This window comes from Affinundibacterium baiyunense (assembly GCF_018139645.1).
Taxonomy (GTDB): domain Bacteria; phylum Pseudomonadota; class Gammaproteobacteria; order Burkholderiales; family Burkholderiaceae_D; genus Undibacterium; species Undibacterium baiyunense.
Map to the genome: position 1 here is coordinate 468,167 of NZ_JAGSPM010000002.1, position 26,110 is coordinate 494,276.

A 26,110-nucleotide genomic window follows, 5' to 3' on the forward strand; every position below is an offset into this window, starting at 1 on the left:
GAAAGAATTTTATGTTAGAAACAGTTGCTCAGCCCTGGATGTGGGTGGCATTTATTGTCTTCGTACTCAGTATGCTGGCTTTGGATATTTTTGCGCTTGGTGGTTCCAAGTCGCACAAAGTTAGCGTGAAAGAGGCAGCATCCTGGTCCATCGTGTGGGTTGCCTTAGCCTTACTGTTTAATGTTGGGATGTATTTTTATCTCAAAGATATCGTCGGTGAAACGATTGCGATGACCAAGTCGATGGAGTTCTTGACCGGTTATGTGATTGAGAAATCCCTGTCAGTCGATAACGTATTCGTGTTCTTAATGATCTTTGGTCACTTCGCCGTGCCTGAACAATATCAACGTAAAGTCTTGTTGTACGGCGTGTTGGGTGCGATTGTGATGCGTGTCATCATGATTTTGGCAGGTAGCTGGGTAGTCTCGCAATTTGCTTGGGTACTGTACATCTTCGGTATTTTCTTGGTGATTACAGGCTTACGCATGATGGTTGCATCGGAAAAAGAACCAGACTTAGAAGCGAATCCGGTACTGAAATTTGCGAAGAAAATGCTGCCGTTCACGAAGGAGTATCACGAAGAAAAATTCAGCATCATTCAAAACGGTAAGCGTGTTTTCACACCTTTATTGTTAGTACTGATTCTGATTGAGATCTCTGATGTGGTGTTTGCGGTGGACTCTATCCCTGCGATTTTTGCGGTAACAACCGATCCGTTTATCGTATTCACATCGAATATCTTTGCGATTATGGGTTTGCGTGCTTTGTATTTCTTGCTCGCTGATATGGCAGATCGCTTCCACTTATTGAAATTTGGTCTTGCTTTAGTGTTGATGTTTGTTGGCGTGAAGATGTTGATCGTGAAATGGATACACGTACCAACGACGATTTCATTAACCGTCATTGGCACGATCTTGATTAGTTCTGTGGTCGCAAGTTTGATCGCAACGCGTAAGAAAGCGAATTAATTATTCGAATACTTGGTTAGCCTAATCACTTATTCCCGCGAAAGCGGGAATTGAGTGGCGTAATACAAAGACAGTATTTTTAGAACTAGTTAGCTTGATAAACAAAATCGATATCAGCTAGTTCAAACCAGTTCCCTCCTTAAGGCGTATGGCTAATTTAGCATACGCCTATTTTTTTATTGTATTCGGATTTTTTAAGGAACCGCCATTAAAGTTTTTGAGTGATGTGCTTCCATTGCAGCTTTGTATACCGTACTTGGTTTTAGGCTCGCCAAAAATTCTGTTTTACTATATAAGTCTCTAGTTATGAAAAATAACGAAACATCGAACCTAGTTGAATGGGGTATCAATGATCCATGTATTGTTGTTTTAAGGTACACCTAACGAGTAGCTGTTGATTAGTCAAAGACGAGTGTTTGGATAAGTAATTTTGACTGAGGTGAACATTTAAGAAATTTTGCATAGAACGGTATGTTTTTTTTGCAATTTATTTTAGTTCGCCACGGCGAAACACTTTATACCTAAGCTAGATATTTCATCTTCTAATTTCAGCATTTGAATTTGCTTTAATTATTTATTAATATTTGTTACTGAAGAGCGCTAACGAATTTTAAGAGCGTTCTTCAGTATTCTTTGAGATTGGACTGGCGGCAAATCGGTTAAAAGCGAATTTATTGAGTGACAACAAACATTAATGTCACCCAGAATGCGTAGTTATCGGTTGAAATACACATCTGCGCTATTTCCGGAAAGGTCTTGGACACCAACCACAATAATGGTACTTGATCCTAACATGACAGTGGAACTAGATCCTAAAGTTATAGTGAATTCGTCCCCTGCCGCATTCCAGATCCCAGTTGCACCCACACCAAAGTTAGGATTTGAAATGTAAGTACCGCCGGTTGGGACGATATGCAAGTTAGTCAGATTTATTTGTTTTGATGTTGGTTCATTAAATTTAAGGATTGCTTTTGTACCGAACTCGAAGGTGTATTGTCCATTATTTATGATGGTTAATGCATTGCTGACAGCCGCGCTTGGTGGAGAAATGTCGCGGTCAGGATTAGCATTAACTGTAACTGGCAAAGTCTGAAGATTTGTCGAGGTTAGATTTCCAGCTAGGTCATATAGACTTATTTGAGCATTTCCTGCGCTGATGTAGTTCGAAATGTTTAGGCTGTCATTTGGACTTAATGCAAAGCTTACTAGCCCGTCATTTGCGCCGATGGTGAGGTCGCTTGCAATATTAATTCCGTTGACAGTGAGGATTGCTTTCCCGCCTTGAATCTGTCCCGCTGTGATCGAAGCCTCCAAACTTTTATTTTGCCCGCTGTCGACAATATTTAATTTAATGGCGGAATTTGGGGGTAGATAATCAGCATTAAAGATAGGGCTGTTAGTTGGTGAAAAGCTACCGTCTTTATCTACAACTCTAATTGTAAAACCAGTGTCGCTTGAGATGGCTGACTTTAATCCGCTCGCACCTAAATTAGCTAAATCAAATTTGACAAGATTTCCGCTATCTTTGGTGATGTTTACCGATGCTAACAGCTTGTCGCCACCAGTAGTTCGCAATTCAACTTTCCCACCAATGAGTTCTTGAGCCGCGATGGTCGCTTCAGCATAAATCCCAGTATTTGAGGCATTGAATTTATTAGAAACAACATTTCCACCAACCGCCGTTAAAGTTACTCCAGATGCTTCTGGGGGACCTATGTGAGTTACCATATACCTACTTTCTCCCCATTGGCTACGTAAATCTGGGCTGGATGCTAGTTCTTTCATGTTGACGTCAAAGAATACTATTTTGAAACCTGCGTACCCAAATTGGTTTTTATTCACTGATGCGAACTGAAAATCTAAGCGCTCATCTCCTTTCAATACATTAGTGTCGGTTGCGATACTTCTACCACCGAGAAGTAGCGAAGCACTCGCGACATTGCTGGGCAAAGGAGGAACCACCGCTTTCAATTGCACTGCGAGTTGGTCCCAGCTTGGAAATTGCGAATTGACTGACCTTATTGCGAATAGTTCGAACGCATTTATTTTCCCACTTACACTTGTGGGCTCAGATGAAAGATCGTCATATTTCACATGTAATTCTGGATTGTTGGTACTTGTAACGGTTTTGCCGTTGATATCACTTAAACTTACTGTGATAGTGCCACCAGCTTTGATTGTCTTCTGAAGTAGGGAAGAAGAATCACCAGCTATGGAGAAAGTAACGATATTGTCTGACGCATTGATTGTAGTGTCAGTGTCGATAACAATATTTCCAATGCGTAAAGCTGCTACACCACCAACAGCAGTGCCTGGTGTGATATTGGCGCTTACTTTGAGTCCAGTATTGCTAGAATTTAGCGTATTGGGTACCAGTGTTCCACCTATTGGTAATATTTGGATGTTGTTTGGTGGCGTGAGAATAGCAGTTGGCGTAGGGGGTGAGCTATCGACTCTAAGCACAACACTTTGCGTTGTGCTGATCTCGATATTGTTTTGGTTGATCACTGAAACCGATAAATCGCCGCCTGTTTGAAGAATCGCTGTAAGCGCCGCATTCGATGTAGTTCTAAGGTCAAAATCAACTGTCTTGTCCGATGCTAGAATCTCTAAGTCTGATGCGATTTCTCGCCCACTTAATTTTAGAGTCGCCTTCCCACCAGAAAAAGACGCTCCATCGATTTCGGCGCTAAATTTAAGGTTAATATTAGTTGAGTTAACAGCATTTTCTTGGAGTATACCGCCAATTGGTATAACTTTGATATTTGATGGTGGCGTGATAGTTGCTGACAGCTGCTCTAACGGAATGGCACCGCTGGACAGATTGATCTGCTGTTGATTACCTGCAGGATCAATAATTGTAAAAATTAAATTTTTATTAATTGAATAAGCTTCATAGAGTTGTTTACCAAGTGCGTAGTCAAATATGAAGTCTAAGCTTGTTGCGGCATTTTGAACTACGTTCTGACTACTCACTATTCGATCGCCAATTTTAAGTATCGCTTGATTGCCATTCTGTGATGAAGGTGAAATATCGAACTTCAAATTACTTACAAAATAGTCGCCACCACTAGTTCCTGAGAGCGCTTTACTTGTGGTCAAAAAGCCTTTGCTCGGCAAATTTGGAACAATCGTATCAATCATTACGTTTGTACCAATTCCAATTTCCCCTTTTTGTCCCGCGAGGTCACTTATCTGTACAGCAAGCGTTTGAATCCCATCGGGACCCCAGCCCGCATTTGCTGGGATAACGATGGATAGTTTTTTGTTTTTGATGTCTGTTTCGGTCAATGTATAAGTGACAGCATTGCTAAAAGGCGAGTTATTTTTTAAAACTTCAATTTTATAGCCAGGCATCACGAGTAGACTGGTTAAGTCGATATTTACTTTGATGGGTTGTTGCGCTTCACTCCAATTAATTCCAGATACTGCAGCCGGAATATCGATTTTGGCTTTTAAAACAGGGATTGTTGATGTTACGCTTGCAGAGTCACTGTTAATTTTTTTTAGGTTTTCGCGAACTTGGATAAATGCTTGTGGATCCTTGTAAAGGTTTGTTATGTCAGGTGTTGAGCGTAACCCTTGCGTAAAATCGATGGCATACTGTAATTTATTTGAAATGGTCTTCTCATCGGTGCTTCCGGGAGTTGTTCCGTTCACGAGGGCAAGTGCCGCCAAGCCTATATTAATATTGCCAATTTCAACTTCCTTGGACCAATAGTTAAGACCAGGAACATCCGCCTCACGTCCAAATAGATTTCGGTACATGTCGGAAAGAACTTCCTTTGAGTTTTTTCCTCTATAAATATTCTGATATTCAGTTTGCAAACTAAAGGACTCAGCAAGTTTCTCAATGGAAATGATTTTCTTATCAAGTTGCTCCTCCCAATAAGCCAAACCTGCTACGTCCGCTGGACGGCCAAAATAGGCAATGTAAATTTTTTGCACAAAACTAGCGTTAAGACCCATGTGTCCAACTTCCTTCAAGAAATTACATCAATCCATTCAACATTCACTTTTGTATACACGATGTAAAAGAGAGGTAATGGTAATCTGGTGAGCAAATTTAGATTCTTTATTTGCACTTCTTGGTCGATTATATCCAAATAACCATTGAATAGAAATAAATTTTTCCTTATTTCAACATTCGATGATCGACGGCGGATGGAGTCCGTATTTGAATAGATTAATTTTTTATTTAATTATTCTAGGCTTGCTAGTAGTTAAATATGTGATATTGATTTTTTTTGCGAGGGGGACTAGTGATGAGCAAAAGTGTTTGGTTGGTGACGTGTTCCATATTCCGTCATATGAATTGACGTATAATATTATCTTTGTTTTCCTGCGCCGATTTGAGACTCAGATTGCGGGCGCGTAATAAGTGCAGCTAAAGGTAGTAATCTTTTACCAAATCGCCCACTTCTTACCCGATCCGCTATTGTCAGCCCGATCGGGTTTTTTGTTTTTAGCGTTCATCATCCACACATTATGTCCACCGTTCTGAAATCTTCCGCCACCGAAGCGCGTCTGCGCGAACTACTCCAGCAACGTATCCTGATTCTTGATGGTGCGATGGGAACGATGATACAGCGCTATAAATTGACCGAAGCCGATTACCGCGGCGAGCGCTTTAAAGACTTTACTGGCCCAGAAGGGATTCGTGAGTTGTTCGTTAAAGGCAATAATGAATTGCTGTCATTGACGCAGCCACACGTGATTCAAGAAATTCACGAACAGTATTTGGCAGCCGGTGCGGATTTGATCGAAACCAATACCTTTGGTGCTACCACGGTCGCGCAAGACGATTACCATATGGCGCATCTGGCGTATGAGATGAATGTGGCGTCGGCAAAAATTGCGCGTGCTGCATGTGATAAATATTCGAGTGCGGATAAGCCGCGCTTTGTCGCTGGCGCACTCGGGCCTACGCCAAAAACTGCTTCGATTTCTCCCGATGTCAACGATCCCGCCGCGCGTAATGTCACTTTTGATCAATTGGTCGCCGCCTATCACGAGCAAGTACGTGGCTTGATCGATGGTGGTGCCGATGTGCTGTTGGTTGAAACGATTTTCGATACCTTAAATTGCAAAGCCGCCTTGTTTGCAATTGATCAGTATTTTGAAGAAAGCGGTAAGACCTGGCCGATTATGATTTCTGGCACCGTGACTGATGCATCCGGGCGTATTTTGTCCGGCCAAACCGTACCCGCTTTCTGGAATTCTGTGCGTCATGCGAAACCTTTGACCATCGGTCTGAACTGTGCGCTTGGTGCCGCTTTGATGCGCCCGTATGCCGAAGAGTTGTCCAAGATTGCGGATACCTTCGTTTGTATTTATCCGAACGCAGGTCTGCCGAATCCTATGAGCGATACCGGCTTTGATGAATTGCCAGCCGATACTTCCGCTTTGTTGAAAGAATTTGCCGAAGCGGGTTTCATCAATATCGCTGGTGGCTGCTGCGGTACCACCCCTGGCCACATCAAAGCGATTGCCGATATCCTCGCAACACAAACGCCACGCATTATTCCGACTATCGAACCAGCGATGCGCTTGTCAGGCTTAGAGCCATTCACGATTGATGCGCAATCTTTGTTCGTAAACGTCGGCGAGCGCACCAACGTCACTGGCTCAAAGGCATTTGCGCGTTTGATTTTGAATGAACAATACGACGAAGCCTTAGCGGTGGCACGTCAGCAAGTCGAAAACGGTGCGCAGATTATCGACATCAATATGGATGAAGCGATGCTCGATTCGCAAGCAGCGATGACGCGCTTCTTGAATTTGATTGCGTCTGAACCTGATATCGCTCGTGTCCCTTTGATGATCGATTCTTCCAAATGGGAAGTGATCGAAGCGGGTCTGAAATGCGTACAAGGCAAAGCCATCGTCAACTCGATTTCCATGAAGGAAGGCGAAGCACAATTCCTGCATCACGCCAAACTCTGTAAGCGTTATGGTGCGGCGGTGATTGTCATGGCCTTTGATGAAAAAGGCCAGGCTGATACTTACGAACGTAAGATAGAAATCTGTAAACGCGCTTACGATTTGCTGGTGAATGAATGTGCGTTTGACCCTTACGATATTATTTTTGATCCGAATATTTTCGCGGTGGCGACGGGGATTGAAGAACACAATAACTACGCAGTCGACTTCATCGAAGCGACTCGCTGGATACATCAAAATCTGCCAGGCGCCAAAATCAGTGGCGGCGTGTCGAATGTGAGTTTCTCTTTCCGTGGCAATGACCCTGCGCGCGAAGCCATCCACACCGTATTCTTGTACCACGCGATTCAAGCCGGCATGACCATGGGCATCGTCAATGCCGGCATGATAGACGTGTATAGCGAACTCGATGCAGAATTGCGCGAACGCGTGGAAGACGTGGTCTTGAACCGCAGAGAAGACGCCACCGAGCGCATGATTGAATTCGCGGCGACCTTAAAAGCCGGTGGCAAAAAAGAAGAAGCCACACTCGAATGGCGTAATGAATCGGTTGAAAAACGTTTGGCACACGCGATGGTGCACGGCATCACTAATTGGATCGTCGAAGACACCGAAGAAGCGCGCGTGAATGTGATGAATGCAGGCGGTCGCCCGATTCAAGTGATCGAAGGCCCGCTGATGGCGGGTATGAATATCGTTGGTGATTTGTTCGGCCAAGGAAAAATGTTCTTGCCGCAAGTGGTGAAATCGGCACGCGTGATGAAACAAGCGGTAGCGCATTTGGTGCCTTTTATTGAAGAAGAAAAGAAACGTAGCGGCGATAATAAACCGAAAGGAAAAATCGTCATCGCTACCGTCAAAGGCGACGTGCACGACATTGGCAAAAACATCGTCACGGTGGTGTTGCAATGTAATAATTTTGAAGTCGTCAACATGGGCGTGATGGTGCCTTGCTCAGAAATTTTGGCAAAAGCCAAAGCAGAAAATGCCGACATCATTGGTCTCTCAGGTTTGATCACACCATCCTTAGAAGAGATGGCTTACGTCGCCAAAGAGATGCAACGTGATCCGCATTTCCGCATGATGAAGATTCCTTTATTGATCGGTGGTGCAACTACTAGCCGCGCCCATACGGCGGTGAAGATCGCGCCGAATTACGAAGGCCCAGTGGTGTACGTAGCAGATGCCTCACGCTCTGTATCGGTGGCGCAATCCTTATTAACGCCAGAAACGCGCGAGCAATACATCGCCGAACTCGGCACCGATTACGAACGTGTACGCATTTTGCATGCGAACAAAAAAGCGACACCGATGGTGAGTTTGGCGCAAGCACGTGCGAATAAAATGAAGCTAGCTTTCACTGGTGACAAAGCGCCAGTTCGTCCAAAATTTATTGGTCGCCGTGTATTCAAAAACGTGGACTTAGCGACGATTGCCAATTACATCGATTGGGGTCCATTCTTCCAAACTTGGGATTTAGCAGGCCCTTTCCCAGCGATTCTGAAAGACGAAGTGGTTGGTGAAGCGGCGAGCAAAGTGTATGCCGAAGGCCAAGCGATGCTGAAAAAAATCATCGAAGGCCGCTGGCTCACTGCCAACGGCGTGATCTCGCTGTTACCAGCGAATACGGTGAATGATGACGACATCGAAATCTACACCGATGAAACACGCCAAGAAGTCGCTTTCACTTACTACGGCACGCGCCAACAAACCGAAAAAGCGATCATCGATGGCATCCAACGTCCTAACCAATGCTTGAGTGATTTCATCGCGCCAAAAGATAGCGGTATCGCCGACTACATAGGCATGTTCGCGGTCACCGCAGGTTTAGGCATAGAGAAGCACGAAAAACGCTTCGAAGACGCGCACGATGATTACAGTAGCATCATGCTCAAATCCTTAGCAGATCGTTTGGCAGAAGCTTTCGCTGAATATTTGCACGAACGTGTGCGTAAAGATTTGTGGGGTTATGCTTCCGACGAAGTATTGAGCAATGAAGAGTTGATCAAAGAATCCTACTCCGGTATCCGCCCTGCACCTGGTTATCCAGCTTGCCCTGAACATACGGTGAAGACCGATATGTTCAAGCAAATGCAGTGCGAAGAAATCGACATGTTCATTACCGAGTCATGGGCAATGATACCGGGTGCTGCGGTGTCGGGCTTCTACTTTGCGCATCCTGAGTCTAAGTATTTTAGTGTTGGGAAGATTGCTGAGGATCAGGTTGAGGATATGGCTGCTCGGCGTGGGGTTGCTAAGGAGGATGTTGAGCGGTGGTTGGCGCCGAATTTGTGATTTTTTTGAGAGTTTTACTTCCTCTACCGTATGAAAAAACAAAAATCGACTACTTGGTCAGATGACAAACTAAGATTCAATGTTGAAAAACTTCGTGGATCTGAGATTGCCTCGGAAATTGGCGAGTGTATTAGCTCAATCAATCAGCGTAACCTTTTTCTACACTACCATTTTAGTCAAATCATTGATTTATTGAAGGATCAAGATGAGATTCATCAGGTTAATCAGATGGCTCTTCAAATACGTATTGGTGCAAGAACATCCGAGGAAATCGAAGAATTCTATAGTAGCCCAAATGTTTGTAGCGATATTGCTGCGAATATCTACGCCTTTATTCAGAGCAAGCATGCAGTGATTGATATGCTTTCGTATGTGATTTGTTTGGCATTAGATTACAACCCAGAAAACAATGAATTTCGAAATTTGAATTTGCCAAGAGGAGTCTGAAAAGTTCTGCCCATTCCAGTACTTTGAGCGATGCCTTGAATAAAATCTGTGGAGATCACAATTTTAATTATTTAAAGGAATTAACAAATACTGCAAAACATCAACGACTCGTCAAAATTACATTTGACGGTGAGTTAAATGCCCCTCAATTTGAAGCCTTTAATTCTTTTCCCCAAAAAAATGTCCTAGCTTTTTTAGAAAAAATTCATGACTCGAATGGTCAGCAAGTAATTGACGTTCTAAAAGAGTTGGATCGTTTGATCGAAAAAATATTCTAAACTTGGTAAGTCGCAATATTTTCGTAGGGTGGGTTAGCGGCAGCGTAACCCACCGCTCACAGCTTAAATCACGTATATCGCTTGCTCCACTTCTCGCTAACGAGGCACTGCATTTTTCTCTTCTGTATTCACCTTCACACAAACTCATCGTTCACAGGTCGGGTGTGGCCCGACAGCCACTCACTTTCTTTGCTTCGCCAAAGAAAGTGAGCAAAGAAAGGCGACCACGCTGCCACTGGCCTTCGGCTTCCCAATTGTGCAAGACAAAAAATGGGAAAGCTTCGAAACTCGCCTGCGGCTCAAACAACGAAGCTTTCTTTATCCATTTTCTGTCCTGCACAATTGGCAGTGTCAGAAGTGGGTGAAGGTCAAAAACAAAAAGCAAAGTCAAAGGCAACAGCAACAGCAACAGCAACAGCAAAACAAACAGTATCGACCATCTTGGCGTTAAACTAGGCTAGAAAAATCGAGGCGTCATCCCTGTGTAGGCAGGGATCCAGTGACGTTAAGTTGTTACGCCGCTAGATTCCCGCCTACGCGGGAATGACGATACATAGAGTTAGATATAGCTGAAAGGGCTACATTATCTACAGGCTCTGATTTTTTCATTAGCCGTTGATGATCGTTGTTTTTTTACTTTGTTTTTGAAGTGGCTTTTGACTTTGACCTACCCCCGTTTGAGACGATGTAATTTGTGACTGGCAGAAAATGGGATCAGGGTTGCGAATGTTTGAGCGTAGCGAGTTTTCGCAACACCCCATTTTTTGACATGCACAAATTATGCTGAAGCGTAGCGTAAGCACCCCGAAGGGGCGAGTCTACGGTCGCCTTTTTTGGATTACCTTTTTTGGCGAAGCAAAAAAGGTAATTGGCTGTCGGGCCACACCCGACCTAGATACGCAAAGAATGCGCGGTCGCCATTTAAGAACAAGAATACAAAAATACTGAGTCCGATTGAAAATTAACTATTTTCACAGTAACCCAAGCACCCTCATCCCCAACCCTTCTCCCGCTTGCGGGAGAAGGGAGCTTGTATCGATTGCGTTAAGTGCCTTGGGCATCGACGTGTCGTTCCGATATGCCAAATAAAATCCACTGACTCGCTTAGCCGACACATCAACGATCTCATCAATTCACACCATTAAACCAAATTACTTTGGTGCTTGCGCGCTGCCGAACATGAAGCTGAAGCCGGTTGCGGTTTTGCTGTTTTTCTGTGCGGTGGTGGCGAAGGCGTGGCAGCCCATGCAGCTATTGCCTTTGGTTTGCATGAAGGTTTCTAACACCGGATTGATCAGCGTATCGGTGCTGATGTCGCCTGGTTTTCCGGCTGAGAGTGGGATAGCTTGTGGTACCGGTGAGCCTAGATTGAGAACCGTTTTCGACCATTGTGTATCAACCATCGCGTAGTATTGCCAAGGCGATTTTGCATAGCCTTGGGTAATCATTTTTTGCGCTTCGATATTGATTTTTGATGCGCTGGCATCGTCCGCAAATACTTGTACTACCTGAGTCGGGTTGGTGCCTTTTGTATTGATGGGTGTTTTGCTATTGGGGTTGTTGAAGCTGTAGGCTTGTTTGCCGGTTGCTCCCATCAAAGGCGCGTTGTCGACTTGGTAGAAAGTTGCCCATAGGCCTGCATTCTCTGTGCCACCGCTGGCGAAAATATGAAAACCAACTAAACCTATCGTCACCGCTTGGCTTCCTGGTGCGCTAGGGATGTAGCCTTTTGCTACATGAAAACGACCAGAACTGGCTTCTGCTGCGGTTAATACTTTCCATGCGGCCTTCACTTCGATCGAGCCAAAAGGTAAGACGATGTTACTTTTTTTCGCGAAGCTGGCTTGCTTGGTGGCGTTATACAAGCTGTTTTGTGTGATGTAGTCGTATTGGGTTTTGTTCATGGCGACATCGTAGTAGACCGGATTTTTTTGTTGGTCGTACAGAACATTGCCGTCCGCTTGTTTGATCTCGTCTAAGGGAATACTGGTATTCTTTAGTGCTTTCAAGCTGGCTTGAAGTTTGGCGACAGTCGGTGATACCTTGGCTGTGCGCGTGAGTAAGCGCGTGCTACCACCTGCTACATCGTTGGCAATTTCTTTCGGTAGGCTTGCGTTTAGCGCCAGATTATTCCACGGTTGCGGTTGTGCACCGTTGGGAAGAAAGACTTGTTCTTCAGTCAGAAAACTTTCCCAAACCGTAGTGCCCGGCGCGCCAAACAAGGCATTGGTATCAGGGATGCCACGTTGCCCTGCTTTCGCTGGCCAATTCAGATAGATAAAGGTTTGCCACATCGCGCAGTCGGCGCCGGGGTTTGTGAATTCGCCATTACTGAGTTTAGGAACTGGTTTTAATTCGACACCAATCGGATTGATGCCGCCACATCGAAAACTGGGCGTCGCCTTTGGTGTCACGGGTGTTGGGGTTTGTGCGTTGGCTAGGTGACTAAATCCTAGACCCAGGCTTAGACTGATGAGGACGGTGGACAGCGCACTGCGCTTAGTGCTCGTATTGTTCGTGCTGGTGTTGTGCGTACTCGTGTTGTTGGTGCGAACTTGCATGGTAGGTTTCCTCCAGATCTGGCAGCGAATCGATCGAATGGTGTAACGCGCTGAGCGATGGAATACAAACATGCTGAGTTGAGCATGCATGACTCGCATCCACAGAATTCGTTTAGCTACGTTACGCATAGAAATAGCCGGTAGTCAGTCTAGGAATTGAAAAAATCCAAAATCTGCGATGCCGGTATTTCAGCTACTCGCAAACATCATGCCAGCATATTTAGCTATTTTTGCTACCAATAAACTAACTAATCAAGACAAGCTTGACGTGTAGCTGCGCGTTTTACATGTAACGCGTTGTGTGAATCGCTGATTCGCGATTGGATGGCAGGTGCTCAAGTTTCTTGCGTGTTAGATTTAATTGCTTGAGCAGCCTGCTGATGTAGGGGAGTCAACTTGCGAAATTGTGTGGACGATAGTTAAGCATATACATCCAGCTGAGTTCCCAATACCGCGCTCATCAAACCCCAAGCCCGTTCTAATTCTCTTTGCTGTTGTAGTTGCTCTTCGTTTGATAGCGGTGTGGCTTGAGTGTTGACTTGTGTGCTGAGTTGCACTGGGTTGCTTAGGTTTGTTGGGGCGGTTTCTAGACTAGCATTATTTGACGATAACCCTTGCTCCGCATCGAGTTTGGCTTGTAGTTCTGCTCTGCTGGGCGTAGGTTCGCCGTGTTGTTTGACTTGTTGATAAACCCGCAGCGCTGCGACGCTGGCGGGGTTTGAACCGATGGAGATCGACATCTATGCTCCGCATACACGAAAAGCCTTAGCTTAAATGAGTGTGCTTGCGGATGATGCGCAGAATAACCGGGCAAATTGGCTTGAGTTCAGCGCTTGTGTTCGCGAGGCGATTTGTGCGATACAAACTATTACTTAAAAGACTAGGCGCAGTTGCAAATCTAGCTTGAACTCGTTGTGCTGGCGTGCTGCAAACTTACAAAGCTTTCTCTAGCTCTTCCATCACGATGTCTTTAACTAAACGACACTCCTCTGGAACTTCGGCTGGGAAAGGTACGAGGCGGCCAGTTCTTTGATAACCACGTCGTTCGTAATAGGCGATTAATTCATGACGGCTGGTGATCACCGTCATCCACATTGCGCGGGACTGCCATTCTTTTTTGACTAAGGCTTCGGCTGCTTGCATGAATTGTTTACCGATGCCTGCGCCTTGCAATTGCGGATTGACTGCGAACATGCCTAAATACGCCTTATCCTCGGTTTTTAGTAAATTGACAGAACCGACAATTTCTCCATCGCGTACACATAGCAAAATCATCGAGCCTTCAGTCTCAATGAGTTCTCTGACATCTTCAGCTTGTACTCTGACGCCAGTTAACAAATCGGCTTCGGTCGTCCAACCAGCTCGGCTGCTGTCGCCGCGGTAGGCGCTATTGACGAGCGTCACGATGTCATCAGCATCGGCTTTACGCGCCAAACGAAAATTTAATGGGGATGTGTCGGTAGTCATGTAGAAGGCTCAAATAAAGTACAAACAAAAAAGCTTTTGCATTGATTGTGAAGGATAGGTTTGAATAATAGCAGACGTTGTCTTATCGATACGCTGCTGGATAAACAATCAGCGCGCCTCAATTAAGGCGTTGATACGGCTTTGCTAACATGCCTAGTGATTCAATCATGTGTGGCCCGCAAACACTTGGATCTAACTTAAAAGACAACTATAAGATCTGTTTCAAGCCGATCTAAAAACCGGTGAGGTCGTTTGAATCAATTTCATTTCAATCCGACTTTTTTGCGTTTCATCCCCACTTTTTCGCAACTCACAACTTTGCCGCTTGAAACAGACAGGGTGCTCGGCAATACTCAGCATCGCAAATCCTCCAATTACATAAGCAGGTACTCACCATGTTACGTCAAACCATACTCGTTGTTGCGATCACTTCTGCCGTTGGCGTTTTGAGCGCTTGTACTGATGCAGCGTCAGAAACCAAGAATGCTAGCGCCTCAGCTAGTGCTTCCGCTAAGACCACCGCAAAGAATGAAAATAAAGATGCGCCAGCCAAGTTAATCATTGCGAATGAAGATATCTTAAATATGCAAAGCAATGCATTGGCATCGGGCCCGGTCGTGACCGGTTCGATTCAGCCTGAGCGTAAGGCTGATTTACGAGCGGAAGTTTCTACCGTGGTATTGCAGGTCTTAAAAGAAAACGGTGAAGCAGTAAAACGTGGCGATGTGATCGTGCGCTTAGATGAGACTTCGATACGGGATAATTTGAATTCCGCTAACGATGCAGCGCGCAATGCGAGTTTGGCATTGGATCAAGCGGAACGCAATTTCCAACGCTTAAAGACTTTACGTGCGTCTGGCATGACTTCAATGCAAGCCTTAGACGATGCCGAAGTGCGTAAAAATGCGGCGCAAAGCGAAGTGTCTGCCGCCAAAGCGCGTGCAGCACAAGCGCAACAGCAATTACAACGCACTGTGGTGCGTGCGCCATTTGATGGTGTAGTCAGTGAGCGTAAGGTTTCTCCTGGCGATACTGCATTGGCAGGTAAAGAATTGGTCAAAGTGATTGACCCAAATTCCATGCGTTTTGTTGGTCGCGTCTCTGCCGATAAGATTGGTATGGTGAAACCAGGTCAAAACGTGAGCTTCCGTATCAATGGCTATGCCGGTCAAGAATTCCGCGGCAAGGTTACTCGCTTAGACCCAGCGGCGAATGATGTGACGCGTCAAGTCGAGGTATTGGTCGCTTTCTCCGATAGCAAACAACCTCGCGTGTCTGGCTTATATGCAGAAGGCAATATCGAAGCTGAAAGTGTATCTGCCTTGATGTTGCCAGAAACCGCGATTGTGCGATCTGGTGATAAGTCTTTTGCTTGGAAAATTCAGGGAAAGACTTTGAGCAAAGTTGAGTTGGCATTGGGTAGCCGAGATGTACGTACTGGTAACTATGAAGTGCGTCGTGGTGTGGTCGCGGGTGATGTCATCATGCGCAATCCAAGTTCGAATTTTAAAGAAGGCCAAGTAGTTGAAATGGCGGCGGCTCCAGTAACTAAAACAGCCATGGCCGCGACTGCCATCGCGATGGGGAACTAATCATGTTCTTATCCGATTTTAGTATTAAACGACCGATCGCGACGATTGTTTTGATTATCGCGATGATGGCGATGGGTTTGTTGGCGATGAGTAAGTTGCGCGTCAATCAAAATCCCGATGTCGAGATTCCAGGCTTATTTGTCAATATTCCATATCCTGGCGCGTCTCCCGATACGGTAGAGCGCGAAATTGTGAATCGCCTTGAGAAATCGCTACAAAGCGTGTCGGGCGTGGATGAAGTGTATTCGTATGCGAATGAAGGCAGCGCTGGCTTTGAAATGCGTTTTTCGTTTAAGAAAAACATGATCGAAGCAGCGGAAGAAGTACGCAATGTGATTTCTACCGTGCGCTATAAATTGCCAACGGAAATGCGTGAGCCGATCGTGCAGCGCTTTGATCCATCGACACAGCCTATCGTCAATTTGGCTTTGTCTTCGAGCAGTCAGACCCATGCTGAGATTTCACGTCTAGCGGAAGATACTTTGGCAACGCGTTTGCGCGCTATTCCCGGAGTGGCGACCGTTAATGTTAGCGGTGCTCTGCGCCGTGAATTGTCGGTGTTGTTACGGGCAGAACGCTTACGTGAATTTAATGTGTCGGCCGGTGAAGTGGTAGCGGCATTGCGTAGCCAGAACACCAATGCGCCAGTCGGTAAAGTACGCGGTAGTCTGGAAGAAGAAAGCATACGCTTGGTTGGACGTATTGAAAGTCCGTCCGAATTCCAAAATATCGTAGTTAAACGTCGTGGTGATCAAATCGTTCGCTTGGGGCAAGTAGCAACGATTGAAGATGGATTCGCGGACATCAATAGCTTAAGTATTCGTAGCGGTAAGCCTAATGTTGGTATCCAAGTCACACGTTCGCGTGAAGCAAGTACAGTGAGCGTTGCCAAAAGTGTCGTGAAAGCGGTTGAAGAAATCAATAAGGATTTAGCGAAAGACAATCCGGGCACGAAGTTAGAAGTAACGCGCGATGGCGGTAAAGACGCACAAAGTAGTTTGAATAATGTGATTGAGTCACTGGTGTTCGGTGCGGTTCTGACGATTTTCGTGGTCTATGCATTCTTGAATTCTTGGCGTTCGACTTTGATTACGGCTTTGAGTTTGCCAACCTCGGTGATCGCTGCGTTTATCGCTGTTTGGCTGTGTGGATTCACGCTCAATTTCATGACTTTGCTCGGTTTGTCGTTGGCGATTGGTGTGCTGATCGATGATGCGATTGTGGTGCGAGAAAACATCGTGCGTCATATGCAAAATGGTTCGGATCGCCGTACCGCTGCATTAGAAGGTACTGCAGAAATTGGTTTAGCCGTTGCCGCAACAACCTTTTCGATTATCGCAGTGTTTATTCCAGTTGCGTTTATGCCAGGCATTTCTGGCGAATGGTTCCGTCCATTTGCGTTGACCGTGACGTGTTCTGTATTGGTCAGCTTGGGTATTTCATTTACGCTCGATCCTATGTTGTCGGCTTATTGGGGTGATCCAGCAGATCATCACACCGCGCCTAAGAAAGGTTTGAGCAAAAAGTTGGCGCAGTTTAATGATTGGTTTGATAGCCAAGCAGATCGTTATGGCAATGTGATTGCATGGGCTTTACATCATCGTCGTTGGATGGGCGCAATTGCCTTGGCAAGTTTTGTTGGTGCCTTGGTATTGCAAGCGCAGTTTGGTGGCACCAGTTTCTTGCCTACCGCTGATTCTGGCAACTTGATGATTGAGGTACGTACACCAGCATCTTCGTCGATTGAATATTCACGCTTAAAGATGGAAAGAGCGGCCGCATTAGCACGCACGATTCCAGAGGTGAAAGAAACCAATAGCAATATCAATGCGTCGGGTGGTCGTATTTATGTTGATATCGGCAAAAAGAATTCACGTAAGCGCAGTGCGAAGGAAATTGCGGTCGAGTTGCGTGAGAAGGTCAAACAATTGGTTGGTGCTGAATATGTGGTGTTAGATGACTTAAACAATGGTGCCCGCAAACCAATTCAGATTGAATTCACTGGTCCAGATTCACGCAAGTTACTAGAAATTACCAGTGCCTATATGGATGAATTGCGTAAAGTACCAGGTGCGGTGGATGTTGGTTTGTCTCAGCAAGATCCGAAGAAAGAGTTAAAGATAGAAATGAACCGTGGCTTAGCAAATTCTATGGGTATTTCTATCAATGATGCAGCACAAGCATTGCGAGTCGCGTTTGCTGGTATCGAAGTTGGTGATTGGGTTGATCCAACTGGCGAAACACGTGATGTGGCGGTGCGTTTGCATCCAGCTGATCGTGTCAGCAAAGAAAATATTGAGCGTTTGCCGATTGCAGTTGCAGGTACGAATGAAATGGTACCGCTCGATCAAATTGCGACAGTTAGTATGGGCAAAGGTCCTTCTGCTATCGAGCATAGTAATGGTAAGCGTACGATTACCGTGTCTGCGAATGCGCAAGGTCGTGCTAGCGGTGAAGTAACTAAAGACGCGATGGCATTAGCGAAATCGTTTAATTACCCACCTGGCTATGGCTTGTCGTTGGCAGGTGCTGGTCAGGATCAAGATGAATTGTTTACCGAAATGTTGATCGCATTGATCTCTGGTATCGGCTTGATGTATTTGATTTTGGTGATGCAGTTTAGCTCTTTCACAGCACCTTTGGCGGTGATGTTGTCCTTGCCATTGTCCTTGATTGGTGTGGTAATTGCCTTGATGCTGACAGGTAGCACGATTAATTTGATGAGTTTTATCGGCATCATTATGTTGATGGGCTTGGTCGCTAAAAACGCCATTCTTTTGCTCGATGCGGCGCGTAAGCAGGAGAAAGAAGGCATGAATCGTGAAGATGCCTTGATGCATGCTGGTCGAGTGCGTTTGCGTCCGATTTTGATGACCACCTTTGCGCTGATCGCCGGCATGATTCCCGTCGCATTAGGTTTGGGTGAAGGTGGTGAGTTCTATCGTCCACTGGCGATTGCGATTATTGGTGGCACCATTACTTCAACGATCTTGACCTTGTTAGTGGTACCAAGTTTTTACGACAGTATTGAAATTGCACGTGATCGGATGATGGCAAAAATGCGCCGTCGTGCTGATCGCTATCATCAAGCCTTGGCAATCTGTGTCACGATGTTTGAAGCATTGTTGACCTTAACCTTCGTGCGCTTGATCTATCGTTTAGTGATGAAAGCCTTTTATGCCATTAGTGGCAAGAAAGCGAAGGTGGCCGCACTGTAGATACCCTTGTGGTTGGTAAGACTGATTCAAGTTAGCACCACTTTCTTGCGTCAGTCATTGTGAGTAGTACCGGTTTGAGCCTGCGTGGTTTTCCTCGTAGGCTCTTTTTTTATCGATTTGTTTCGGTTGGGCTTTGTCATCGGATTGTCATGAAGCCGTCATGCAGTAGTCACACAGACTAACTAAGATGCATCGCTTCTGTACTTCCCCGAATTAATTTTTACTGAATTAATTCTTACTGAAACACATCCTTATACTCACAGGAAAAAGCCATGAGCAAGACAAATGAAAAATTAAATGCGATTGATCCAGATGATATTGGATACAACGACACTCCAAATCAACATTTCAGTGCAGTATTGGATGCACGTTTAAGCCGTCGTAGTTTGTTACGCGGTGGCGCTGCTTCTATCGCTAGCGCATTTCTTGGCTCTAGTGCTTTGAGTGCATGTGGTGGTTCTAGTGACGCAGCACCAGTGACACCAACTACACCAACCACACCAACCACGCCAACCGAAAGATTACTCGGTTTTGCACCAGTTGCGAAGAGTTTGTTAGATAGCGTGATTGTTCCTGTTGGCTACACCGCAACCGCGATTTATGCCTTAGGTGATCCATTAACTGCGACTACACCAGCATATAAGAATGACGGTACTGATACCGATTTTGAAAATCGTGCAGGTGATCACCATGATGGTATGGAATGGTTTGGTTTGTCTGCTGATGGTAAAGCTTCACTCACTTCGGTTGATCGTGGTTTGCTTGGCGTGAATCACGAAGCAACAACGGATGAGAAGTATGCTTCTTTCTTCTTACACGCAAATGGCGGCACTTCAACTTTGCCACGCCCAGCGGCTGAGGTAGATAAAGAAACCGCGATTCATGGTGTTTCTTTTGTTGAAGTGCGTAAAGCCAATGGCAAATGGGAATATGTAAAAGATTCCGCATTCAATCGTCGTTTTACTTGCTTAACCGAGATGGACTTATCTGGTCCAGTACGCGGTAATGCGCTAGCAATCACCAAATATTCAACAACAGGCACAAAAACTCGCGGCACCTTGAATAACTGCGGTACTGGTAAAACACCGTGGAATAGTTTTGTCACTGGTGAAGAAAACTGGGCTGGTTACTTTACACGTAGCGCCACTGATGATGCGGCGCGTGGTAATGATAAGAGCGTCACTTCCTTAAAACGCTATGGTCGCGCACAAGGTGCAGGTTCACGTCATGGCTGGGAAACTGGCGGTACTGACGACAAATATGCGCGTTGGAACATCAGCCAAACCGGCACTTCAAATAATGGTAGCGATGACTACCGTAACGAAATGAATGGCATGGGGTACATCGTTGAAATGGATGCCTATGACAAGACCAAATTGGCGAAAAAACGTACGGCTTTAGGTCGCTTCGCGCATGAAAGTGCTGCCTTCGGCAAACCAGTTGCTGGTAAGCCTTTGGCAGTGTACATGGGTGATGATTCTCGCAATGAATACATCTACAAATTTGTCTCATCCACCAACTGGGATGCGGCTGATGCCAATTCTAGTAACGCTTTGGCGATGGGTGATAAATACCTCGACAGCGGTAAATTGTATGTGGCGCAATTCAACGCTGATGGTAGTGGCAAGTGGATCGAATTATCGATCAGCAATCCATTGATCGCTGCTTACACTGGCTACAAATTTGCAGATCAAGCGGACATCTGTGTTAACACACGTTTAGCGGGTGATGCAGTTGGTGCGACCAAGATGGATAGACCTGAATGGTGTTCAGTAAATCCAGCGAACGGCGAGATCTACTATTCATTGACGAACAATAGTAACCGCAACGTGAACCCAACAGGTTCTTCGCAGTTAGCGCCAGATTCAGCGAACCCACGTGCTTATACTGATATGAAAGGCACCACGGCGCAAAGTGGTAACCCAAATGGTCACATCTTGCGTATGAAAGAAGGTGCTGATGGCTCTACCGCATTGACATTTACTTGGGACGTTTATTTGTTCGCCGCTGAAGCAAGTGCAGACGCAGGTAAGATCAACTTATCGAGTCTGACAAACGATCAAGACATGTCTAGCCCAGATGGTTTGGCGTTTAGCCCTGCAACTGGCATTTGCTGGATACAAACAGATGACGGCGCCTATACCGATGCGACCAATTGCATGATGTTGGCAGGATTGCCAGGCCAAGTTGGTGATGGTGAAAAAGTGACTCTGAATTATACAAAAGCAGATGGTTCGAATTTGGCGGTAACGACTTATGTCGGTAAAAAGCCAACAGCTGATACCTTGAAGCGTTTCTTGGTTGGCCCTGCTGCTTGTGAAATTACGGGTATTGCAGAAACACCAGACGGCAAAGCTTTGTTCGTGAATATTCAGCATCCAGGTGAAACCACCTCAGCAGCAAATATCGCAGATCCAAGCAAATACACCAGCCAATGGCCTAGCAATGCTGGCTACGGTGCAGGTAAACGCCCACGTTCTGCAACAATCGTGATCACGAAAAATGATGGTGGTCGTGTTGGTAGTTAATTCAGCTTCGCGGTATTCGTAAAGTTGTCGGTATCAGTAGAAAAGCGCAGCAGTTTATCTGTTGCGCTTTTCTATTATGTGAGACTGAGTTGAATCAATAACCCTGCGCTTGCCGCCAAGACGATTACCCAGATGACATTCCATTTGAAGCGTATCAACGCGAGCGCTGAGAACAAGGCAATACCAGCAGCCCACACGTCAAATGCGGCGTTGAATCCTTGTGGCCATAGCACGTGATAAGCAAAAAACAGTGTCAAGTTGACGATCACGCCAACCACTGCGGCGGTGATTGCACTTAATGACGCTGTCAAATTGAATTGATGATGGGTGCTTTCAATAAACGGCCCGCCAGCCAGTATAAGAATAAATGAAGGTAAAAATGTGAACCAAGTGACGATAATGGCGGCCACGGTGCCAGCAAAGAAAAGTTGTTCTGGGCCAAACAGTGCTTGCATATAAGCCGCGACAAAGCCGACAAAAATTAGCACCATAATCAATGGACCAGGTGTGGTTTCTCCTAAAGCCAAACCATCTATCATTTGCCCTGCGCTTAACCAGCCATAATCAACTACCGCCGCTTGCATCACATACGGAAGCACTGCATACGCGCCACCAAAAGTCATCAACGCTGCTTTGGTAAAATACCATGCCATTTGGGTCAAACTATGCTGCCAGCCAAATAAGTAAATTAAGCTCAACATCGGCAGGCTCCAAAGCAAGATACCAACGAGCAGAACTCGCCCTACACTAGTCCAACGAAAGCGCGCGTGCTCGGGTGTAGGTGTATTGTCGTCGATGACAGCTGCGCCATATGTTGTTGTAGTCGACTTCGACGCGTGCCCGCCTCGCGCCTGAAAATGCTGAGGTAAATAGCGTCCTCCCAAATAGCCGATTAATGCTGCGCACAAGATAATCAATGGAAATGGCAAATGGAAAATAAAGAGCGCGATAAAAGCGGCGATCGCAATTGTCCACAAACTGATATTTTGTAAAGTGCGCCCGCCAATTCCGTACGCTGCTTGCAGTACGATCGCGGTCACCGCCGGTTTGATTCCGTAGAATAATCCCGCTATCAAACTAGTCTGACCATAAGCAATATACAGCCACGATAAACCAATTAGCATCAATAAAGAAGGGAGTACAAATAAGACGCCAGCGACTATTCCTCCACGTATGCCATGTAACAGCCAACCAATATAAATCGCCAATTGTTGCGCTTCTGGACCTGGCAAAAGCATGCAGTAATTGAGTGCATGTAGAAAGCGTTGTTCCGAAATCCAACGACGTTTTTCAACCAATTCTTGATGCATAATCGCAATCTGCCCGGCTGGTCCGCCAAAGCTGATTAGACCCAACTTCAGCCAGAATCGAAAAGCGGAAGAAAAGCTGGGTACGGGTGGTGGGCTTTGTTTGGGAAAATCGATCGAAGTCGGTGGCATGCTGCAATTTATAAAAATAAAGCAATCGTTTGGGAATGGCTTATGCATTGTCAGCAATAATACGACCGAACCAAGATTGACTGATTATACATATTGATACGACAGGAAAAAATATGGGAAAAGGGCGTTTTGAAGCATTTAGTGATGGGGTGATTGCAATCATCATCACCATCATGGTACTAGAGTTGAAAGTACCACATGGTGATAACGTTGAAGCTCTACTGCCTTTGTTACCCGTATTCTTAAGTTACATTCTTAGTTTCGTTTATATCGGAATTTACTGGAATAACCACCATCATATGTTGCATGCCACGCGCAAAATTAGCGCCGGAAATTTATGGGCGAATTTGCATCTTTTATTTTGGTTGTCATTAATTCCATTTGCGACGGGGTGGATGGGTGAGAATCATTTCGGTACAGGTCCAACGGCTTTATACGGGTTCATTTTATTTATGGCGTCATTGGCATATTGGTTTTTGCAATATAGCTTGATTTGTTCGGCGGGTGATAGTTCATTATTAAGAAAGGCGATTGGGAAAGATACTAAAGGTAAGTTATCTTTGGCCTTGTATGCAATAGCGATTGTCGTGGCATTTCAGCTGCCGCTGTTGTCACAAGCAATTTATGTGGCTGTTGCTTTTATGTGGTTGGTACCAGATCGTCGGATTGAAACAGTACTTGAGGAGGAAAATTAATATGTGTAGTAGTTCGCTAAAAGATAAGGTCAAAAAAGTCGTGAAAGAATATAGCGCCTACCTCGGTGCTGGATTATTGCTACTGGCTGTAAGCGCATGCCAAAAGACTGAGCCACCACAGCAAGCGGTAGTCAGTGTTGAACCAATCAAGAAATCCAACTATTTGGATTATAGCCAGCGTGATGATCGCTTATCTGGTGGTGTAAAACTGATTACGGTGAACACGCCGAAAGGTGATTTTAAAGTTTGGACTAAGCGCGTTGGCAATCATCCGACTATGAAAGTTTTGCTGTTACATGGCGGTCCAGGGATGACGCATGAATACTTCGAAGTATTTGATAGTTATTTTCCGAATGCGAATATTGAGTATTACTACTACGATCAACTCGGCTCACACTTTAGCGATCAGCCTAACGATCAAAGTTTGATCGACTTGCCACGTTTTGTAGAAGAAGTTGAGCAAGTGCGGCAAGCATTGAAGTTAGACAATTCAAATTTTTATTTGCTCGGCCATTCTTGGGGCGGTATTTTAGCGATGGAATATGCGCTTAAATATCAACAGCATTTAAAAGGATTGATCGTCTCGAATATGGTCGATAGCATCCCTGCCTATAACGAGTATGCCAAGAAAGTATTGATGCCAGCGATGGATCAAACTGTACTGAAAGAGACCCAAGCATTAGAAGCTGCGGGTAAGTATGAAGATCCACGTTATATGGAATTATTGATTCCCCACCATTATGAAAAACATGTCTTGCGTATGCCACAAGCGCAGTGGCCTGATCCGGTGAATCGCTCATTCAAACACGTCAATGCGAAGATTTATGTATCGATGCAAGGACCTAGTGAACTGGGCGCGAGTGGAAAATTATTAAATTGGGATCGCAGCGCAGACTTATCCCAAATCCATGTCCCCACCTTAATGATAGGCGCGCAACACGATACGATGGATCCACAATATATGGCGGCTATGGCAAGCAAAGTAAAACGTGGACGTTCATTGACTTGCCCAAATGGCAGTCATATGGCGATGTATGACGATAGCGAAGCCTATTTCGCTGGGTTGATTCGCTTTATTCAGGATGTTGACCAAGGAAAGTTTTAGACAGTAAGAGCGATAATTCGCTATCTAGCTGATTGGTAATCTCGATGTAAAGAAATTGGATAACTAATCAGCTAGGTCTAGCGCATGGCGAATCCGTGTACATAGTTCTTGCGGTGTACGAGAGATGATTTCTTCTGGGACTTCAAATTTTTTTGTTAAGCGTTTGAAATCCTCAAAACCGTAAGAGACCACAAATGGATAAATGCCAGCTGCGAGCGCTGAGTGGTAGTCCTTGTGTTCATCGCCACAGGCGTAAGCGCGTGCGGGATTGATCTCGAATTGTTTGCGCGCTGCCTTGAATGCATCGGCTTTGTTATTCCGAATTGGAACGTGAGCGAAAAAATCCAGTTCATGAATATCAATATCATGACGCGCAAATAATTTTTCCATGGTGATTTGTGGTTCATGACTCACATTGCGCGTCACTAGTCCGACGCGAACGTTTTTATCGGCAATTAGTTGTTGGATTAATTCGGCGAAGCCCGCATACAATTGCGCTTCTTCTCGATAGACTTCGGTTAAGGTGCCTAATATTTGTTGCCGGCTTTTTCTACCCAGCTGTTTTTTGATATTCGCCGGAAACTCTTTTAAGCCGCCAAGATATTTAAAAAATTTGTGTCGCTTTTGAAAACTCTCAAGGTCACCAATCGCCATTTCGTGTCGCGCAAAAGTGCGTTCTATCGCGCTGAATGCATCGATGATCGTGCCATCTGCGTCGAAAATAATGAGTTTTTGTTTGTTTGGATACATCACTCGTCCCCCCTCTAAATATCGACAGATTGTCGACCGATATGTCGATTTCTTGTTGGCAGCGATATTAAACCGATAAGTTGACAACTTGATGACGCATAGCGGGTGTAATCCGTTAGACTGTGGTCATCTCAAATTCAATTTCAAAGCGACTTACCTCGATTCATTATGTTGACGCAGTCATTCGCTAACGCTTTTCCTATTAGGCACACAGCCCGTTTCTTGTTACGGCAGATTCAGGCATCTGATCGGGCGCAGATTTTTGCGGGTTTATCGAATCCGCGAGTGATTGCCTACTATGGGATTTCTTATACCAGTGAATTATCGACGCAGGAACAAATCGATTGGTATGCGTATTTAGAAAAAACACAAACGGGTTGCTGGTGGGCGATTTGCGATGCCCATCATCCTGAAAAATTATTCGGCACTTGCGGTATCTATGAGATCGACAGCGTGAATAATAATGCTGAAATTGGCTACTGGTTATTGCCCGAGTATTGGGGATTAGGTGTGATGCACGAATGTTTGTTGAGTATTCTGCATTTTGCTTTTGATGATTTGCAGTTGCATCGCGTGCATGCTGAAGTGGAACCCGCCAATATCGCAAGCGCAAAGTTATTGCAGAAATTAGGCTTTGTGCATGAAGGCCGACGGCGTCAAATTGCTCGTCGCGAAGATGCTTACTTAGATTTAGATTCGTACGCGCGACTGACGTCAGACAGAAATTGAATTCCGGATTGAATAACAGATTGATTTATGGGTTGATTTAAGGGTTGAATTATTAAGGTGGTGGAATCTAATTGACTGCTTAATGCAACGTTGTG

The 26,110-nt window shown here is 45.3% G+C and carries 17 protein-coding genes; 10 read left to right on the top strand and 7 right to left on the bottom strand.

The window, feature by feature from the left end; genetic code table 11:
* Positions 1-11: 11 nt before the first annotated feature.
* Positions 12-968, top strand: a complete 957-nt coding sequence (locus KDM92_RS05230) for a TerC family protein (protein WP_212683325.1) — start codon at positions 12-14, stop codon at positions 966-968.
* A 714-nt stretch (positions 969-1,682) separates the two neighbouring features.
* Here the strand turns inward: KDM92_RS05230 and KDM92_RS05235 are convergent.
* A complete protein-coding gene (locus KDM92_RS05235; protein ID WP_212683326.1) occupies positions 1,683-4,937 on the bottom strand; it encodes a DUF4214 domain-containing protein in 3,255 nt (1,084 codons plus the stop codon).
* Between the two features lie 519 nt (positions 4,938-5,456).
* Between KDM92_RS05235 and metH the strand changes: the two genes are divergently transcribed.
* From metH to KDM92_RS05250, 3 genes are read left to right on the top strand one after another with little or no spacing between them, the layout of a single operon-like run.
* The gene (gene metH, locus KDM92_RS05240) at positions 5,457-9,206 is read left to right on the top strand and encodes a methionine synthase (RefSeq protein WP_212683327.1); all 3,750 of its coding nucleotides are present in this window, start codon (positions 5,457-5,459) and stop codon (positions 9,204-9,206) included.
* Between the two features lie 30 nt (positions 9,207-9,236).
* Positions 9,237-9,653: a hypothetical protein gene (locus tag KDM92_RS05245; protein ID WP_212683328.1), complete on the top strand. Its 417-nt coding sequence runs from the start codon at positions 9,237-9,239 to the stop codon at positions 9,651-9,653.
* Between the two features lie 23 nt (positions 9,654-9,676).
* Positions 9,677-9,931 carry a hypothetical protein gene (locus KDM92_RS05250; RefSeq protein WP_212683329.1) on the top strand — a complete coding sequence of 85 codons (255 nt, stop codon included), beginning with the start codon at positions 9,677-9,679 and terminating at the stop codon, positions 9,929-9,931.
* 151 nt (positions 9,932-10,082) lie between these two features.
* On the opposite strand, the gene KDM92_RS05255 is transcribed toward KDM92_RS05250, so the two are convergent.
* The 4 genes from KDM92_RS05255 to KDM92_RS05270 all read right to left on the bottom strand — a co-directional run bounded on the left by KDM92_RS05255 (position 10,083) and on the right by KDM92_RS05270 (position 13,959).
* Positions 10,083-10,352 (bottom strand): hypothetical protein, encoded by a 270-nt coding sequence (locus tag KDM92_RS05255; RefSeq protein WP_212683330.1) that lies wholly within the window; start codon positions 10,350-10,352, stop codon positions 10,083-10,085.
* Positions 10,353-11,082: 730 nt separating this feature from the next.
* Positions 11,083-12,492 carry a hypothetical protein gene (locus KDM92_RS05260; protein ID WP_212683331.1) on the bottom strand — a complete coding sequence of 470 codons (1,410 nt, stop codon included), beginning with the start codon at positions 12,490-12,492 and terminating at the stop codon, positions 11,083-11,085.
* Positions 12,493-12,911: 419 nt separating this feature from the next.
* Complete coding sequence (locus KDM92_RS05265; RefSeq protein WP_212683332.1) at positions 12,912-13,232, bottom strand: hypothetical protein; 321 nt, start codon at positions 13,230-13,232, stop codon at positions 12,912-12,914.
* A gap of 193 nt (positions 13,233-13,425) precedes the next feature.
* Positions 13,426-13,959, bottom strand: coding sequence for a GNAT family N-acetyltransferase (locus tag KDM92_RS05270; RefSeq protein WP_212683333.1), 534 nt, complete (start codon positions 13,957-13,959; stop codon positions 13,426-13,428).
* A gap of 395 nt (positions 13,960-14,354) precedes the next feature.
* Here KDM92_RS05270 and KDM92_RS05275 point away from each other — a divergent pair, with 395 nt between their 5' ends.
* The 3 genes from KDM92_RS05275 (at position 14,355) to KDM92_RS05285 (ending at position 21,297) form a co-directional block, all read left to right on the top strand.
* Positions 14,355-15,551 (top strand): efflux RND transporter periplasmic adaptor subunit, encoded by a 1,197-nt coding sequence (locus KDM92_RS05275; RefSeq protein WP_212683334.1) that lies wholly within the window; start codon positions 14,355-14,357, stop codon positions 15,549-15,551.
* Between the two features lie 2 nt (positions 15,552-15,553).
* On the top strand, positions 15,554-18,769 hold the full coding sequence (locus KDM92_RS05280; RefSeq protein WP_212683335.1) for an efflux RND transporter permease subunit: 3,216 nt from the start codon (positions 15,554-15,556) through the stop codon (positions 18,767-18,769).
* A 272-nt stretch (positions 18,770-19,041) separates the two neighbouring features.
* On the top strand, positions 19,042-21,297 hold the full coding sequence (locus tag KDM92_RS05285; protein ID WP_212683336.1) for a PhoX family protein: 2,256 nt from the start codon (positions 19,042-19,044) through the stop codon (positions 21,295-21,297).
* Positions 21,298-21,371: 74 nt separating this feature from the next.
* Here the strand turns inward: KDM92_RS05285 and chrA are convergent, their stop codons facing one another.
* Entirely contained in the window at positions 21,372-22,736 is a 1,365-nt protein-coding gene (chrA, locus tag KDM92_RS05290) for a chromate efflux transporter (protein WP_212683337.1), read from the bottom strand.
* Positions 22,737-22,849: 113 nt separating this feature from the next.
* Between chrA and KDM92_RS05295 the strand changes: the two genes are divergently transcribed.
* The gene (locus tag KDM92_RS05295) at positions 22,850-23,431 is read left to right on the top strand and encodes a TMEM175 family protein (RefSeq protein WP_212683338.1); all 582 of its coding nucleotides are present in this window, start codon (positions 22,850-22,852) and stop codon (positions 23,429-23,431) included.
* Position 23,432: 1 nt separating this feature from the next.
* Complete coding sequence (locus tag KDM92_RS05300; protein ID WP_212683339.1) at positions 23,433-24,536, top strand: proline iminopeptidase-family hydrolase; 1,104 nt, start codon at positions 23,433-23,435, stop codon at positions 24,534-24,536.
* 63 nt (positions 24,537-24,599) lie between these two features.
* Here the strand turns inward: KDM92_RS05300 and KDM92_RS05305 are convergent, their stop codons facing one another.
* Complete coding sequence (locus tag KDM92_RS05305; RefSeq protein WP_212683340.1) at positions 24,600-25,286, bottom strand: HAD family hydrolase; 687 nt, start codon at positions 25,284-25,286, stop codon at positions 24,600-24,602.
* 168 nt (positions 25,287-25,454) lie between these two features.
* Here KDM92_RS05305 and KDM92_RS05310 point away from each other — a divergent pair, with 168 nt between their 5' ends.
* The gene (locus KDM92_RS05310; RefSeq protein ID WP_212683341.1) at positions 25,455-26,015 is read left to right on the top strand and encodes a GNAT family N-acetyltransferase; all 561 of its coding nucleotides are present in this window, start codon (positions 25,455-25,457) and stop codon (positions 26,013-26,015) included.
* Positions 26,016-26,110 lie beyond the last annotated feature (95 nt).